Genomic DNA, 15,903 nt, shown 5'->3' with positions numbered 1-15,903 from the left:
TAGAAAGCGCAAAATCTAAATAATGCCAACAGGAATAGTAGCCCTTCTCGACGACGTCGCAGCGATTGCAAAAGTTGCTGCCGCATCTATTGACGACATCGGTGCCGCCGCAGCGCGGGCTGGTACCAAATCGGCCGGCGTGGTGATCGATGATGCCGCCGTTACTCCGCAATATGTGACCGGCTTCAGCCCGGCGCGCGAGTTACCGATGATCTGGAAGATCGCCAAGGGGTCGATCAAGAACAAGCTCCTGTTCTTGTTGCCCGCAGCCGTTCTGCTTGGCCAGTTTGCGCCGTTTTTGATACCCTTTATTCTCATTATGGGCGGTTTGTTCCTCTGTTATGAAGCGGCGGAAAAGGTGCTCGAGTGGCTGCATGTCGACGAGAGCACCAAACATGACCAACCCGCGATCATCGAAGGCGAAGGTCGCGAAGAAGAAATGACCGCCGGAGCGATCCGCACGGATTTTATTCTCTCCGCCGAAATCATGGCCATCGCCTTGTCCGAAGTCACCGAGGAAGTCTGGTGGCAACAGGGGATCATATTGGCCCTCATCGGAATCGTGATCACGGTCGGAGTCTATGGCGTGGTCGCCCTGATCGTGAAGATGGACGATGTCGGGCTCCATCTCGCCACCGAAAATGAAGGATTTGTCGCTTCCTTTGGCCGTGGTCTGGTTGCGTTCATGCCAAAATTGCTGACCACCATCTCGATCATCGGGACGCTGGCCATGGCCTGGGTCGGCGGCGGTTTGCTGGTCCACAATATCGCCGCGGTGGGCTGGCATGGGCCGGAGCATCTGATTGACGTTGTTTCGCACCCGTTGGTCGGCCTGTTTCCCGAAACCGCCCAGACATTTGCTGGCGGGATCAGTTTTGCGGTACTATCCGGCCTTATGGGCGTTGCCATCGGGGCCGTAATCGCACCATTGGTTCACAAATTCATACCGCACGGAGAAGCACATTGAAGCTTGGCAGATTGAACCATATCGGCGTTGTTACGCCTTCCATTCCGGACAGTATTGCCCATTGGCGGGATGTCATGGGGGCTACATCGATCTGCGAGCCATTTGACTTGCCTGCACAAGGCGTAAAAGTGTGCTTCGTGGATACACCGGCAGAAGGACCAACCAATGGCACGCAGATCGAATTGATCGAACCGCTGGGTGAAGACAGCCCGATCCACGGTTTTCTGTCTAAAAACCCGCTGGGCGGACAACATCATATCTGTTTTGAAGTACCCGATATACACGCCGCCAAAGCCGAATTCGAAGCCATGGGCAAGCGCGTGCTGGGCGAACCGCGCATTGGCGCGCATGGCACGCTTATCTTTTTTGTGCATCCCAAGGATATGGGCGGGATGCTAACCGAGATTATGGAAACACCAAAGGATCACTGATCCGATCATCTTCAGATAACGCACACCCGGCGACAGTCCGGGACTGCATCATATAGAGGGACACATAATGGAATTCGAAAATATCAAACTGGAAATTGCGGATCAGATTGCAACGATCACGCTTAACAAGCCTGAACGGCTCAATGCCTGTTCACTGGACATGGCGGATGAGCTGTTTACCGCTCTGGACTTGCTCGAAGACGCCCGCGCGGTGGTCATAACCGGGGAAGGGCGGGCATTTTGTGCTGGCGCTGATCTCCAGTCCGCCAACAAAAGCGCAGTTTCCGGCGGCAGGGCATCGTTCATGGCGCTCAACAAGAGCTACAACCCGCTGATGCTGAAATTGTCGAAACTGGAAATACCGACAATTACCGCCGTCAACGGCGCAGCGGCAGGCGTTGGCTGCTCGATTGCATTGGCCAGCGATTTCGCCATTGCGGGCAAATCCGGCTATTTTCTGCAAGCATTTGTGAACATCGGCCTGGTGCCGGATGGCGGTGCCAGCTGGATGCTGCCACGCCTGATCGGCAAGGCGCGAGCCACCGAAATGATGATGCTCGGTGAGAAGATTCACGGCGAAAAAGCCGCAGAGTGGGGTTTAGTACACAAATGCGTGGAAGACGCTGATCTGATCAGCGAGGCAAATGCCTTGGCACGCCGACTGGCCGATGGTCCGACGGTAGCGCTGGGTGTCATGCGCCAGAACATCACAACGGCGCTCGACAGCGACTATGCATCCGCTTTGTTGCGTGAGGCAGAGGGACAGCGCAAAGCCGGTGACAGCAACGATGCACGCGAAGGCGCGATTGCCTTCCTGCAAAAGCGAAAAGCCGAATTTAAGGGCGAGTAATGACCGACAAACCGACGACCGAAGACTGGAAAGCGCTGGCTGACAAGGAAGTCAAAGGGCGCGATCTGACTTGGGAAACACCCGAAGGCATCGCTGTAAAACCGCTTTATACAGCGGAAGATGCTGCCGAGAGGGGCATTGACCCGGGTCTGCCCGGCTTCGGACCGTTTACACGCGGTGTGAAGGCCAGCATGTATGCAGGACGTCCCTGGACGATCCGGCAATATGCAGGTTTTTCAACAGCGGAGGAATCCAACGCCTTTTACCGTCGAAATCTGGCGGCTGGTCAAAAAGGCCTGTCAGTAGCTTTCGATCTCGCGACACACCGCGGCTATGACAGTGATCATCCGCGCGTTGTGGGTGATGTCGGCAAGGCCGGGGTTGCGATTGACAGTGTCGAAGACATGAAAATCCTGTTCGACCAGATCCCGCTCGATCAGATGTCGGTATCGATGACGATGAATGGCGCGGTTATCCCGTGTCTGGCCTTTTATATTATCGCGGCGGAAGAGCAGGGGGTTTCCCAGGACAAGCTGGCCGGAACCATCCAGAATGACATTCTGAAAGAGTTTATGGTCCGCAATACCTATATTTATCCGCCGGCACCAAGCATGCGGATCATTTCAGACATTATCGGATATACTTCCGCAAACATGCCGAAATTCAACAGTATTTCGATCAGCGGCTATCACATGCACGAAGCGGGAGCGACCGCGGTGCAGGAACTGGCCTTCACCATTGCAGATGGCCGCGAATATGCCAAGCAGGCCATGGCAACAGGGCTGGACATCGACGCATTTGCCGGACGTTTGAGCTTCTTTTTCGGCATTGGCATGAACTTTTTCATGGAAGTTGCCAAGCTTCGCGCAGCACGAACACTTTGGTACAAAGTCATGGACGATCTTGGTGCGAAAGCGGAGCGTTCGAAAATGCTCCGGACCCACTGTCAGACGTCGGGTGTCTCGCTCACCGAGCAGGATCCCTACAATAATGTGATCCGTACGACCATTGAAGCCATGGCGGCGACGCTCGGCGGGACCCAATCCCTCCATACCAACGCGCTGGACGAAGCGATTGCGCTGCCAACGGACTTTTCAGCCCGGATCGCCCGGAACACGCAGATTGTGCTGCAGGAAGAAGCGGGCATTACCAAGGTCGTCGATCCTTTGGGTGGTAGCTATTATATCGAAGCGCTGACGGACGAACTTGTTGAGAAAGCAAGTGAAATCATCGCCCGCGTGGAGAAAGAGGGCGGCATGGCCAAGGCGGTGGCCGATGGCTGGCCCAAGGGCATGATCGAAGAAGCCGCAGCGGGCCGCCAGGCGCGCGTGGACAAGGGCGAGGACGTCATCGTCGGCGTCAACAAATATACGCTGGAAGACGAAGATCAGCTGGAAACGCTGGATATCGACAACGCGAAAGTCCGTCAGGGACAGATAGCTCGCCTCGACAAGATGCGGGCCGAACGCGACGAAGATGCCTGTCAGGCGGCTTTGCAAGCGATTACCGACGGTGCCGAGGGTGACGGCAACATGCTGGCACTCGCCGTGGATGCGGCTCGTCAGCGTGCCTCATTGGGTGAAATATCCGACGCTATGGAAGAGGTTTTTGGGCGCTATGAGACACGCCCGACGCCAGTCAAAGGCATATATGGAGCGGCTTATGAAGGCGATGCCCGATATGCGATGGTTGTCGACGGCGTCGATTCCGTATCCCAGCGGCTTGGCCGCAAACCGAAGATTCTTGTGGCGAAAATGGGGCAGGATGGTCATGACCGCGGCGCCAATGTCGTCTCCAGCGCATTTACCGACATGGGATTTGACGTGATTTCCGGACCATTGTTCCAGACACCCGGCGAAACCCGCGATCTTGCCCTGTCCGAAGATGTAGATGCGGTGGGCGCATCCAGTCTGGCAGCCGGACACAAGACGCTTATCCCCGAACTTATCAACATGCTGAAAGACAGTGGTCGCGGGGATATCAAGGTTTTTGCCGGCGGTGTGATCCCGCCGCAGGACTATGAATTTCTTAGAAACTCCGGTGTCGTCGGAATTTATGGACCCGGCAGCAATATTGTGGAATGTGCAGCCGACATATTGCGGCTGCTCGGTCACAATATGCCCCCACAAGAGGAAGCTGCCGAATGAGTGTAATTCGTAACGACTGGCAACGCGAAGATATCGCCGCGCTGTTCGACCTGCCTTTCACCGAACTGCTGTTTCAGGCGGCCACGGCGCATCGGGCCTATCACAAGCCGGATGAAGTGCAGCTGTGCACCTTGCTATCGATCAAAACCGGCGGATGCCCGGAAGATTGCGGCTATTGCAGCCAGTCCGTCCATGCCGACAGCGGTGTCGAAGCGACGAAACTGATGGACGTTCGGCAAGTGCTGCAATCAGCGGCGCAGGCCAAGGACGCCGGATCACAGCGTTTCTGCATGGGTGCGGCCTGGCGCAATCCCAAGGACCGCGACATGCCGGCGATTGTCGAGATTGTGAAAGGCGTGCGCAACATGGGTCTGGAAACCTGCATGACGCTGGGTATGCTGACGCCAAAACAGGCGGATATGCTCGCCGATGCAGGGTTGGATTATTATAATCACAATATCGACAGCAGTCCGGAATATTACGAAAAGGCGATTTCCACGCGCAAGATGGAAGATCGCCTAGATACACTGCAAAATGTACGCGATAGCGGCATCCATGTCTGCTCCGGCGGGATTATCGGCATGGGCGAAACGCGGGAAGATCGCGTGGGCTTTGTCCATACGCTGGCGACACTGGAGAAACATCCGGAAAGCGTACCCGTAAATGCGCTGGTGCCGGTCAAAGGCACGATCCTGGGCGACATGCTCGCTGATACCCCAATGGCGAAAATCGACGATATCGAATTTGTCCGCACGGTTGCGGTATCGCGAATTACGATGCCGAAATCGATGGTGCGGTTGAGCGCTGGCCGCGAGAGCATGAGCGAAGCTACACAGGCGCTGTGCTTCATGGCAGGCGCGAATTCGATCTTTACCGGAGACAAGCTGCTGACCGCCCCCAATGCCGGCGATGATAGCGATGCGGCCTTGTTTGAGCGGTTGGGGCTGAAGGCGCTGGAAGGTGAAGAGCCACTGCGGGCTGAAAAGGCGCTGGAGGCGGTTGGGTGAAAACATATTTGAAAATGCTTCCACCGATTCTAATTTCTGCTTTTGCAACACCAGCAATGGGGTGCGGCACAATTACGGAAAACTGGAAATTCAAAAACAGCGATATGGTCGTGAACGGCAATATGCATTGTGATTCAAATATTCAGCAATGTCACATCAGATTTACAAAAACGCTAAAGCAAAAACACCTGCGCCATGTCAGTTCAAACAAGCTTTCTATCTACATTCCCTATGAGGAAGAAAAGCAGTACCGAGAATGGATGGAAAAAGAGAATATGATTTCTTGTCCGCCAAACGGCTTGTGGATTCCGGAAAAAGAAAAGCATACTGGCACGTTTTTTTTGAAACGACATAAATCCGGTAAATATCAAAACATATATTATCCAGATCTCGAGAGTGAAAACTACTGATGTTCAAAAAAATACTAATCGCAAACCGTGGTGAAATCGCCTGTCGTGTTATCAAAACCGCCAAAAAGATGGGCATCGCCACCGTCGCTGTCTATTCAGACGCCGATGCGCGTGCGCCATTTGTGCGGATGGCGGATGAAGCGGTGCACATCGGCCCGCCACCCGCAGCGGAATCCTATCTGATTGCGGACAAGATTATCGCTGCCTGCAAAGAAACCGGCGCAGAAGCGGTACACCCCGGCTATGGTTTCCTTTCAGAGCGCGCCTCGTTTGTTGAGGAGCTGGAAAAGAACAATATCGCCTTTATCGGGCCGCCACCCAATGCCATCGCGGCCATGGGTGACAAGATCGAGTCCAAAAAACTTGCGATGGAAGCCGGCGTCAACGTCGTTCCGGGCTTTGTCGGAGAGATTGACGATACCGAACATGCCGTAAAAATCTCCAACGACATTGGCTATCCGGTGATGATGAAAGCCTCGGCGGGCGGCGGCGGCAAGGGCATGCGGCTGGCCTATTCCGAGAAAGACGTCCGCGAGGGCTTTGAAGCGACCAAGCGCGAAGGCCTGAACTCCTTCGGCGATGATCGCGTGTTTATCGAGAAATTTATCGAAGACCCGCGCCATATCGAGATCCAGATCCTCGGCGACAAGCATGGAAATGTGCTGTATCTGAATGAACGCGAATGCTCGATCCAGCGTCGCCACCAGAAGGTTGTCGAAGAAGCGCCATCGCCCTTCGTGACCCCGAAAATGCGCAAGGCAATGGGCGAGCAATGTGTAGCCCTGTCCGCAGCGGTCGACTATCACAGCGCGGGTACGGTGGAATTGATCGTCTCCGGCGCGGACAAGACCGGCGAGAGTTTCTATTTTCTTGAAATGAACACCCGTCTGCAGGTCGAGCATCCGGTGACAGAAGCCATTACCGGCATTGATCTGGTCGAACAGATGATCCGCGTCGCGGCTGGCGAAAAACTGCCGATGAAGCAGGATGATATCGGCATTGATGGCTGGGCGATTGAGAATCGTGTCTATGCGGAAGACCCCTATCGCGGCTTCCTGCCATCCACGGGGCGTCTGGTGGAATATCATCCCCCGCTCGAGGGCTGGACCGATGATGGTCAGGCGAACGGTCGCCGCGGTGTTGACGGCGTGCGCGTTGACGACGGCGTTTATCATGGCGGCGAGGTAAGCATCTATTATGATCCGATGATCGCCAAGCTGATCACCTGGGGCAAGACCCGGGATGAGGCTGCGGACAAGCAGATAGAGGCGCTGGACCGGTTTGAACTGGAAGGGCTGGGTCACAATATCGACTTTCTGTCGGCACTGATGCAACACAAGCGCTTCCGTTCCGGGGATATCACAACCGGCTTTATCGCAGAGGAATATCCGGAAGGTTTTCAAGGCGCACCAGCCTCGAAAGAATTGCTTAGGAACCTGGCTGCAATTGGTGCCTTTGCCGGCGCCGCCCATGCCGATCGTGCACGGCGTATCGACAATCAGCTCGGTGATCGCCTCGATCCGCCAGCGGAATGGCAAGTCAAGATTGGCGACAGCATTCAGTCGGTCATATTGTCAGAAGAAGCGATTTCGGTCGATGGCAAGGAAGTTGAACTTTCCGCCGAATATACGCCTGGCGATGGCCTGATAGAAGCGACCATTGGCGACGAACCCTTGATCGTGAAAATCAAGAAAACAACGTCAGGTTTTGCGATGAATACGCGCGGGGCCAGGTTCGAAGTGCGCGTCCTGCCGCAAAGCATCGCGCAACACGCGGTACACATGATTGAGAAGATCCCGCCGGATCTGTCCAAATATCTGCTTTGCCCAATGCCGGGATTGCTCGTGGCATTGCATGTCGGGGAGGGCGATACCGTCGAGGAAGGGCAACCGCTCGCCGTCGTCGAAGCCATGAAAATGGAAAACATCCTGCGCGCCGAGAAAAACGGGGTAGTCAAATCGATAGAAGCCGCGCAGGGCGACAGTCTGGCGGTTGACGCAATCATTCTCGAACTGGAATGACGAAAAGCCTTGGGGAGGGCGTAAATGGCGAGTGAAGCAGCAATTGCAGGACAACGCGAACCGACGGAAAAGGAAATCCGTCTGGTCATCGGCGCATCATCGGCCGGGACCGTGTTCGAATGGTATGATTTCTTCATATACGGAACGCTTGCGGGTTTGATCGGGGCAGCCTTTTTTCCGGCGGGGAATGAAACGCTCCAAATCCTCCTGGTCTGGGCAGGTTTTGCAATCGGCTTTGGCTTCCGCCCCCTTGGCGCAATTCTTTTTGGCTATCTGGGCGACCAGTTGGGCCGGAAATACACGTTTATCGCTACTGTGACACTCATGGGCATTGCGACCGCGGGTGTAGGATTTATTCCAAGTGCACAGTCTATTGGATTGTGGGCTCCCGCAATCGTGATATTGCTGCGCATATTGCAGGGCCTGGCGCTCGGCGGTGAGTATGGCGGCGCGGCAATCTATGTCGCGGAACATGCCCCCACCGAAAAGCGCGGCTTCTTTACCAGTTTCATCCAGGCCAGCGTCGTCGGCGGATTTGTACTATCGATTGCGGTCGTACTGTCGTGCCGATTCCTGATCCCGGAAGAAGAATTTAATGCCTGGGGATGGCGTGTGCCATTTCTGCTTTCGATTATCCTGCTTGTTATATCGCTTTGGATGCGACTCAAGCTCAATGAAAGTCCCGTGTTTCAAGCGATGAAAGCTGAAGGACAGACTTCCAAAAACCCCTTTGTCGAGAGCTTCACCTATCCCGGTAACAAGAAGCGGATTTTCGTCGTGCTCTTTGGTGTGACAGGAGTCCTGACCACGATCTGGTACACTGCGTTTTTCTCCGGAATGTCATTTCTGCGCGGCCCGATGAATGTCGATGCGCTGACCGTTGAGCTGATCCTGTTCTTCTCAGGCATGATTTCGATGATATTTTATCTGATGGTTGGTAAATGGTCCGACAAGGTGGGGCGCAAAAAACCAATCATTGTCGGTGCCTTGGCTGCGTTGCTCCTGTTGTTCCCGGCTTTTTGGGGACTGGGCCACTTCGCCAATCCCGGCCTTGCGCAGGCAGCCGAAGCCAACCCCGTCAGAGTTGAGGGGAACCAATGCAGTACCGATCCATTTGCTGAACTCTTCAGTCGTGAACAGAGTGATTGCGGGAAGATACTGGAAACGCTGACTTCGGCAGGCGTGGCTTATGATATCACTGATAGCAACATACTGAAACTTTCGGCAGGCGAGAATGAGATCGCGGTTGATCCGAAGTGGCTGGTAGATGGCGGCGCACGCAGCACCGGGGTTCGCGAAGCGCTCGGCAATTACGGATATGACTTTTCCAAACAGCAGCTCGGCGTCGGAAGCATATTGGGAATTGTCGCGATTTTACTGATATTGGGTGTACTCAGCGCGCTGACCTATGGCTCCGTCGCTGCGCTGCTTTCGGAAATGTTTCCACCCAAAATCCGGTATAGCTCGATGTCGATACCGTATCATATCGGCGCCGGTTATCTCGGCGGCTTCCTGCCACTTATCGCAGGCTATATCGTCGCGCGGTCAGGAGATATCTACGCAGGGCTGTGGTATACTTGGGTGGTCGTTGCTTTTGGTGTGATCGTCGCCTGGTGGGGTATACCGGATGACCCGGAAGCATCTCTCAATGAAGCTCCATAACACCAGTATTGGCGCATCATGAGCGCGGAAATGGAATCCATTCCCGCAACGGCTCGCTTGCGTCTCGACAAAGATGCCCTTGTACAAAACTGGCAGACACTTGACCGGTTGAGCGGAACTGCCAGCGCCGGCGCGGCCGTCAAGGCCAATGCCTATGGCCTGGGTGCGCGAAACGTCACACGGTTTCTGATCGAAGCAGGGTGTCATGATTTCTACGTCGCAAACTGGCGCGAGGCCGCAGAAATTTCCGAGCTCATGGTCGACAATGCGTGCCTGTCAGTGCTGAACGGAATTCGAGACGAGGATATGGCCTTTGCCCTGAACATGTCCGCCAAGCCCGTGCTCAACAGCATCGAACAAGTCCGACGTTGGGCGCCGACCGGACGTCCGTGTGATATTATGATCAACAGCGGCATGAACCGCCTCGGCATAAATCGCGACGATCTCGAACAGGCCGATTTGGGTACGCTTGCCATCGATCAGGTGATGAGTCACATGGCCTCCGCGGACGAAGATGTTTCGCAAAATGCAGATCAACTCGCACAATTCAGATCCGCTCTTGAGTCGATCAACGGGCAACGGGTCAGCCTTGCAAATAGCGCAGCCATTGCGCTGGGTTCCGACTATCACTTTGATTGCACCCGGCCAGGATTGTCCATTTACGGCGGGAAGCCAAGGCCGGAACTGGAAAGCCTGATCCAGCAGGTCGCCACCCCGCAAGCGCAGATATTGCAGGTTCGGGAACTCCAGCCCGGCGACAAGCTCGGCTATAATGCGCAATATACTGCGCAGCGGATTCATCGCATTGCCATTCTGGCGATGGGCTATGCAGATGGTTATCTCAGAGCATTCTCGAATAACGGGCAATTTTCTCATCAGGGCAATGCTCTACCGGTACTCGGACGGGTTTCCATGGACCTGATCGCTGTCGATCTTTCAGCAGATGACAGCCTGCGCGAAGGAGGCTGGCTCGATTGCTCTTATGATCTTCTGCAAGCTTCACGAGACACCGGTCTGTCGCAATATGAACTGCTGACCAATCTCGGTCAGCGTTTTGATGAAAACTGGATATAAAGCAGCAGTTTTGTGCACACGCTATGCTGCAACCGCAAATATTAACTGGCTGAAATCCAGGATTTATTGAGGCAACTTTGACCCAAAACGGCTTTTGTTGCGGCAATGCACAATATTGTCTATTGAAGAGACAATATAGAAATGTTTCGAACTTATGTGAGAGGCAAAGACCATCCACAGACCAGTTCGGCAGGAGAATTCATGGCCAAATCGAAAAAAGGGAACGCAGACGGTCCCATTACAATCAAGAAATACGCAAACCGTCGATTGTACAACACCCAGACATCCAATTACATCACACTGGATTTTCTGGCGGAAATGACCCGCGACGATATAGATTTTGTTGTCGTTGACGCAAAATCCGGTGAAGATATCACCCACACCGTGCTGACCCAGATCATTGTCGACGAGGAAAGCAGCGGCCAGAACATGTTGCCGGTGACCTTTCTGCGTCAATTGATTTCGATGTATGGCAATTCCATGCAATCCCTGATGCCATCCTATCTTGAGGCATCAATGGACAATTTCCGCAAGAACCAGAAACAGTTTCAGGAAGCGGTTGAAGGTGCCCTTAACAAAAACCCGTTGGGTCAAATGGCAGTGAAGAACCAGAAGCAATTTCAGGAAGCCGTCGAAAATGCCCTGAAATCAAGTCCGCTGGCCGGAGTTGTGGAAAAAGCGCTCGCGCCCTTAAAAGCGGGGTCAAATGACGATGAACCGGAAGAAGAAGAGATGTCCGAAAAAGATCGTGAAATCATGGAACTGAAGCAGCAGCTGGCTGACATTCAATCCAAAATCGATACCCTGGACAGTTAGTCCGAAACGCTTCAGCAGGATAATGGAATAGTGAAGAAAAACGCCCTTTCGGTGACTCGCGAAGATGATTTTGCGGGCTGGTATCAGCAACTGATTTCGGAAGCCGATCTGGCTGAGGAATCCGGTGTACGCGGCTGTATGGTGATGCGGCCATGGGGTTACGGTATCTGGGAACGGGTCCAGTTTCTGATGGATCAGAGGATCAAACAGGCCGGGCACGAAAACTGCTATTTCCCGCTGTTCATTCCGCTCAGCTATTTTGCCAAGGAAGCCGAACATGTTGACGGCTTTGCCAAGGAAATGGCTGTCGTCACCCACCACCGGCTGATGAAGAATGACGAGGATGGACTTGTTGTTGATCCCGAAGCCAAACTGGAAGAACCGCTTGTTGTCAGGCCAACTTCCGAAACGGTCATTGGCACCGCCTTTGCGCGGTGGGTACAGAGCTGGCGCGATTTGCCGGTGATGATCAACCAGTGGGCCAATGTCGTACGCTGGGAAATGCGGACACGAATGTTCCTGCGGACGAGCGAGTTTCTCTGGCAGGAAGGGCACACCGCTCACGCCACCCGGGACGAGGCGATGGAAGAAACCCTCGACATTCTGGAGCTGTATCGCAGCTTTTCCGAGGAAGTACTGGCGATGCCGGTCGTTGCTGGAGAAAAACCGGAAAATGAACGTTTTCCCGGCGCGGATGCCACCTATTCCATTGAAGCAATGATGCAGGATGGCAAAGCGTTGCAGGCGGGTACATCACATTTTCTGGGCCAGACGTTCAGCAAGGCACAGAATATCCGTTTTCAGGACAAGGAAGGCCAGTTCCAGTTTGCTTATACCACCAGTTGGGGCACATCGACGCGTCTGATTGGCGGCGTGATCATGACCCATGGCGACGATGACGGACTGCGCGTCCCCCCCTTGATTGCACCTTATCAGGTCGTGATCATTCCGATGCTGCGAGACAAGCCCGAAGATGAGGCTGTTCTGGAATTTTGCCAGAGCCTGACAAAGGACCTTTCACAACTGAAGGCATTTGGTGAGAATGTTCGTGTGAAATTCGACAAAACCGGCGCCAAGGCGTCAAACAAGCGCTGGTCCTGGGTGAAAAAGGGCGCGCCGTTGATTCTGGAAATTGGTCCGCGGGATGTTGCAGAAGGCAATGTATCAATGATCCGTCGGGACGCCCTTTACAAGGAAAATGGCAAGCTGGATTCTCACATTCAGTCAAAAGGTGATTTTGTCGCACAGGCAGCCAGTCTGCTGGAAGAAATTCAAAGCGGCCTGCACTCTGAAGCCAGGGTTCGGCTCGATTCCAACATTACCCGCGGTTTTGCGGAGTATTCCGAAGTTCAGACTTTCTACAAGGAAAACAAGAAATATCCGGGCTGGCTGGAAGTACAATGGTGCAAGGCAACCGGAGACGAACTGGATCAGATTGAGGATCGTCTCAAGAAACTGAAACTGACATTCCGTAACGTTCCGCAGGACGCAGCGCCGGTAGACGGCGACTGCATATTCACCGGCAAACCGGCGGTCGAGCGGATCCTGATTGGCAAAGCCTATTAATGGCGAAGTCTTCCAGACCGCACAAACCGCGTCAGGTTCCCACCCGCAAGCAGATACTGGAATTTATCGAGCAATCGTCGCAGCCTGCGGGCAAGCGCGAGATTGCAAAAGCCTTTGGATTGCGTGGGTCGGACAAGATTGCGCTGAAGGCCTTGCTGAAAGATATGGCTGATGAAGGGTTGCTCGACAGCAGTCCGGGGCGGGCATTTCACAAAATGGGCGGCGTGCCGAAAGTCACCGTTCTGAAGATTGTTGAAATCGATGGCAATGAAGCTGTCGGTATCCCCGACAACTGGCAGGCGGAAGGCAAGCCTGCACCGAAAATTCGTATCCGCGAAAAGGGCAGGCGAGCGGCGCTCGCGGTGGGAGATCGCATCCTCGCAAGAACCGAAGAACGCGGGCAGGGCTATATTGGCTATCTGATGAAGAAGCTGGCCCAAAGTAGCGATATGCTGCTGGGCATTGTCGAAAAGGATGAACGGGATCGCGTTTGGTTGAAACCCGTGGATCGCAAGATCAGACGCAGTACGCTGATTTCGGATTTGGGAGATGCGGAGCCTGGTAATCTCGTGTTGGCCGAGCCGACCGGTCGGGGCCAATATATCAAGGCGCAGGTCAAGGATGTTCTGGGAGATCCATTCGCCCCAAAATCGTTCAGCCTGATTGCGATCCACAAATTTGATATTCCCAATTCCTTTCCTGCGCGGGTCAAAAATGAAGCCAAACTGGCAACGGGACTGCCGCTTGATGAAGAGAAACGTGAAGACCTCCGTCACCTGCCGATCGTTGCCATTGATCCAGCAGATGCGCGGGATCACGATGACGCAATCTGGGCCGAACCAGATACGGACGCGTCCAATCCAGGCGGTTTCAAAGCGATAGTCGCGATAGCCGATGTCTCATATTACGTACGTCCCGGCAGTCAGCTGGACCGCGAGGCGTTCAAACGCGGCAACAGCGTCTATTTTCCAGACCGGGTTGTACCGATGCTACCCGAAGCCTTGTCGACAGACGTTTGCTCGCTGAAACAGGATGTTGATCGGGCTGCGCTGGTTTGTCATCTGACAATCGACGGCAAAGGCCATGTGACGCGTTCGCGGTTTACCCGTGCGATTGTCCGACTGGCCGGCAATATCGCTTATGAAGACGCACAAGCGGCGATCGACGGTACCATCAGCCATGAACTTGGCGCGACCGCGCTGGAGCCGCTCTGGGCGTGCTGGAAATTGCTGGCGAAAGCGCGCAATGCACGGGAGCCGCTGAATCTCGATTTGCCCGAAAAACGTGTCGTGCTGGATGAAAAAGGCAGGATCGCTGAAATTGCAGTACGGGAACGTCTGGAAGCCCACAGACTGGTTGAAGATTTCATGATCGCCGCCAATGTCGCGGCAGCAAAAGTGCTGGAATCGAAGAAATCACCCCTGATATATCGCGTCCACGAAGTACCTTCACGGGAAAAACTGATCGCACTGAAAGACTATCTGAAGAGCTTCGACATCAGCTTTGCGATGGGACAGGTTGTGAAACCTGCCGTGTTTAACCGCCTGATTTCACAGGTCGGTGAAGAGGAGCTGTTACCACTGGTGATGGAGCAGATCCTGCGCAGCCAGACCCAGGCTTATTATGGTCATCAGAACATGGGTCATTTTGGCCTGTCACTGGCCAGTTATGCGCATTTTACCAGCCCGATCCGCCGTTATGCCGATCTTGTTGTGCACCGGGCATTGGTATCTGCATGCAAGCTGGAACAGCCCAAGCCAGACAATGATGGCATTCCGGCGCTTAGCGGCCTGGATCCGGACAGCGCAGGCCGATTGGATCGTATTTCGGAAAAAATCAGCCAGCTTGAACGCCGCGCAATGATGGCCGAGCGGGAAACCGTGGATCGCTATATTTCCGCGCATCTGTCCAGCCATGTCGGGCAGGTGTTGAAATGCCGGATCACGGGGGTTCAGAATTTCGGATTCTTTGCCACGGTTGAAGAATTAGGCGGCGATGGCCTGGTGCCGGTTCGAACGCTGGGCGTCGAACGATTTGATTATGACGAACAGAAGCAGGTGCTGACCGGGATGGATAGTGGCACCAGCTATTCCATCGGTCAAAAACTGGAATTGCGTCTGGTAGATGCCAATCCGGCAACCGGCAGTCTGCTGTTCGAGCTACCCGAAGGTGCCAACCACATGCCATCCCGGTATGCACCGCGATCGGGACCCCGAAAAGGGCCCAAAGGCGGGAAGGGCAGTAAAGGCGGCAAGCGCAAAAAACACACGACCGGCAAACGGGGTCGCCCGGGCAATATCAAGCACCGCAGCCGATAGAAAAGGGCGACCTGCCTTATATGTGCCCATCTTAATTTGCGATTGTAACCTTTTGTTCATCGGGATTGAATAGCGCCCTGTAAAACAACAAAAAGGTGGCGCATCATGAGCAAACTCATTCCAACCCAGTCCATACCCGATTTTACGGTCCCGATGACCGATGGCGGCCAGTTTCAACTGAGCCAGCGCGCCGGAGACAATTTCACTCTGCTGCTATTTTATCGCGGTCTGCATTGTCCCATCTGTAAAGGACAATTGCGTGACTTGCAGAAGAAATTGAACGATTTTGCAGAACGCGGTGTGACATGTGTCGCGATCAGCATGGACGATCAAAAACGTGCAGAGCAATCCGCATCCAATTGGGGCATTGACGAATTGATGCTGGGTTACGGCCTGACCGAAGCCACCGCCCGGGACCTTGGGTTATATTTGTCTGCCGGACGACCGGACAGCAGCGAACCAGAACTGTTTTCCGAACCGGCGCTGTTTCTCGTTCGCCCGGATCAGACGCTCTATTTCGCAAGTGTGCAGAGCATGCCTTTCACGCGACCGCCGCTCGATCAACTGATGATGGGTATCGATTATGCACTGGCCAATGACTATCCGGCGCGCGGCGAACAGGATTGATGCCGCC

Annotated in this window: 13 protein-coding genes; all 13 read left to right on the top strand. The window is 54.3% G+C overall.

Going from position 1 to position 15,903, the window contains the following annotated elements:
- Nucleotides 1–22: 22 nt before the first annotated feature.
- The 13 genes from ABJI30_RS13080 to ABJI30_RS13020 all read left to right on the top strand — a co-directional run bounded on the left by ABJI30_RS13080 (nt 23) and on the right by ABJI30_RS13020 (nt 15,896).
- A complete protein-coding gene (locus ABJI30_RS13080; protein WP_348017135.1) occupies nt 23–967 on the top strand; it encodes a DUF808 domain-containing protein in 945 nt (314 codons plus the stop codon).
- On the top strand, nt 964–1,398 hold the full coding sequence (mce, locus tag ABJI30_RS13075; RefSeq protein ID WP_348017134.1) for a methylmalonyl-CoA epimerase: 435 nt from the start codon (nt 964–966) through the stop codon (nt 1,396–1,398). The genes ABJI30_RS13080 and mce overlap by 4 nt, the downstream gene beginning before the upstream one ends.
- A gap of 67 nt (nt 1,399–1,465) precedes the next feature.
- Nucleotides 1,466–2,248 (top strand): enoyl-CoA hydratase-related protein, encoded by a 783-nt coding sequence (locus ABJI30_RS13070; protein WP_348017133.1) that lies wholly within the window; start codon nt 1,466–1,468, stop codon nt 2,246–2,248.
- Nucleotides 2,248–4,395, top strand: coding sequence for a methylmalonyl-CoA mutase (scpA, locus tag ABJI30_RS13065; RefSeq protein WP_348017132.1), 2,148 nt, complete (start codon nt 2,248–2,250; stop codon nt 4,393–4,395). Before ABJI30_RS13070 ends, scpA begins: the two co-directional genes overlap by 1 nt.
- The gene (gene bioB / locus ABJI30_RS13060; RefSeq protein WP_348017131.1) at nt 4,392–5,402 is read left to right on the top strand and encodes a biotin synthase BioB; all 1,011 of its coding nucleotides are present in this window, start codon (nt 4,392–4,394) and stop codon (nt 5,400–5,402) included. The genes scpA and bioB overlap by 4 nt, the downstream gene beginning before the upstream one ends.
- Nucleotides 5,403–5,410: 8 nt before the next feature.
- On the top strand, nt 5,411–5,812 hold the full coding sequence (locus tag ABJI30_RS13055) for a hypothetical protein (RefSeq protein ID WP_348025445.1): 402 nt from the start codon (nt 5,411–5,413) through the stop codon (nt 5,810–5,812).
- Nucleotides 5,812–7,833 (top strand): acetyl/propionyl/methylcrotonyl-CoA carboxylase subunit alpha, encoded by a 2,022-nt coding sequence (locus ABJI30_RS13050; protein ID WP_348017129.1) that lies wholly within the window; start codon nt 5,812–5,814, stop codon nt 7,831–7,833. The genes ABJI30_RS13055 and ABJI30_RS13050 overlap by 1 nt, the downstream gene beginning before the upstream one ends.
- Before the next feature lie 24 nt (nt 7,834–7,857).
- Nucleotides 7,858–9,495 (top strand): MFS transporter, encoded by a 1,638-nt coding sequence (locus tag ABJI30_RS13045; protein ID WP_348017128.1) that lies wholly within the window; start codon nt 7,858–7,860, stop codon nt 9,493–9,495.
- 30 nt (nt 9,496–9,525) lie between these two features.
- Entirely contained in the window at nt 9,526–10,569 is a 1,044-nt protein-coding gene (gene alr, locus ABJI30_RS13040) for an alanine racemase (protein WP_348025327.1), read from the top strand.
- A gap of 201 nt (nt 10,570–10,770) precedes the next feature.
- Entirely contained in the window at nt 10,771–11,385 is a 615-nt protein-coding gene (phaR, locus tag ABJI30_RS13035) for a polyhydroxyalkanoate synthesis repressor PhaR (protein WP_348017126.1), read from the top strand.
- A 30-nt stretch (nt 11,386–11,415) separates the two neighbouring features.
- Nucleotides 11,416–12,951 carry a proline--tRNA ligase gene (gene proS / locus ABJI30_RS13030; protein ID WP_348017125.1) on the top strand — a complete coding sequence of 512 codons (1,536 nt, stop codon included), beginning with the start codon at nt 11,416–11,418 and terminating at the stop codon, nt 12,949–12,951.
- Nucleotides 12,951–15,269, top strand: coding sequence for a ribonuclease R (gene rnr, locus ABJI30_RS13025; RefSeq protein WP_348017124.1), 2,319 nt, complete (start codon nt 12,951–12,953; stop codon nt 15,267–15,269). The genes proS and rnr overlap by 1 nt, the downstream gene beginning before the upstream one ends.
- Before the next feature lie 105 nt (nt 15,270–15,374).
- Nucleotides 15,375–15,896, top strand: a complete 522-nt coding sequence (locus ABJI30_RS13020; protein WP_348017123.1) for a peroxiredoxin-like family protein — start codon at nt 15,375–15,377, stop codon at nt 15,894–15,896.
- The last annotated feature ends 7 nt before the right edge of the window (nt 15,897–15,903 follow it).

It is taken from the genome of Parasphingorhabdus sp., from assembly GCF_039968395.1.
Lineage (GTDB): Bacteria > Pseudomonadota > Alphaproteobacteria > Sphingomonadales > Sphingomonadaceae > Parasphingorhabdus.
The sequence above is the reverse complement of the archived record's forward strand: the minus strand, read 5'-3'. Positions and strand labels throughout refer to the sequence as shown.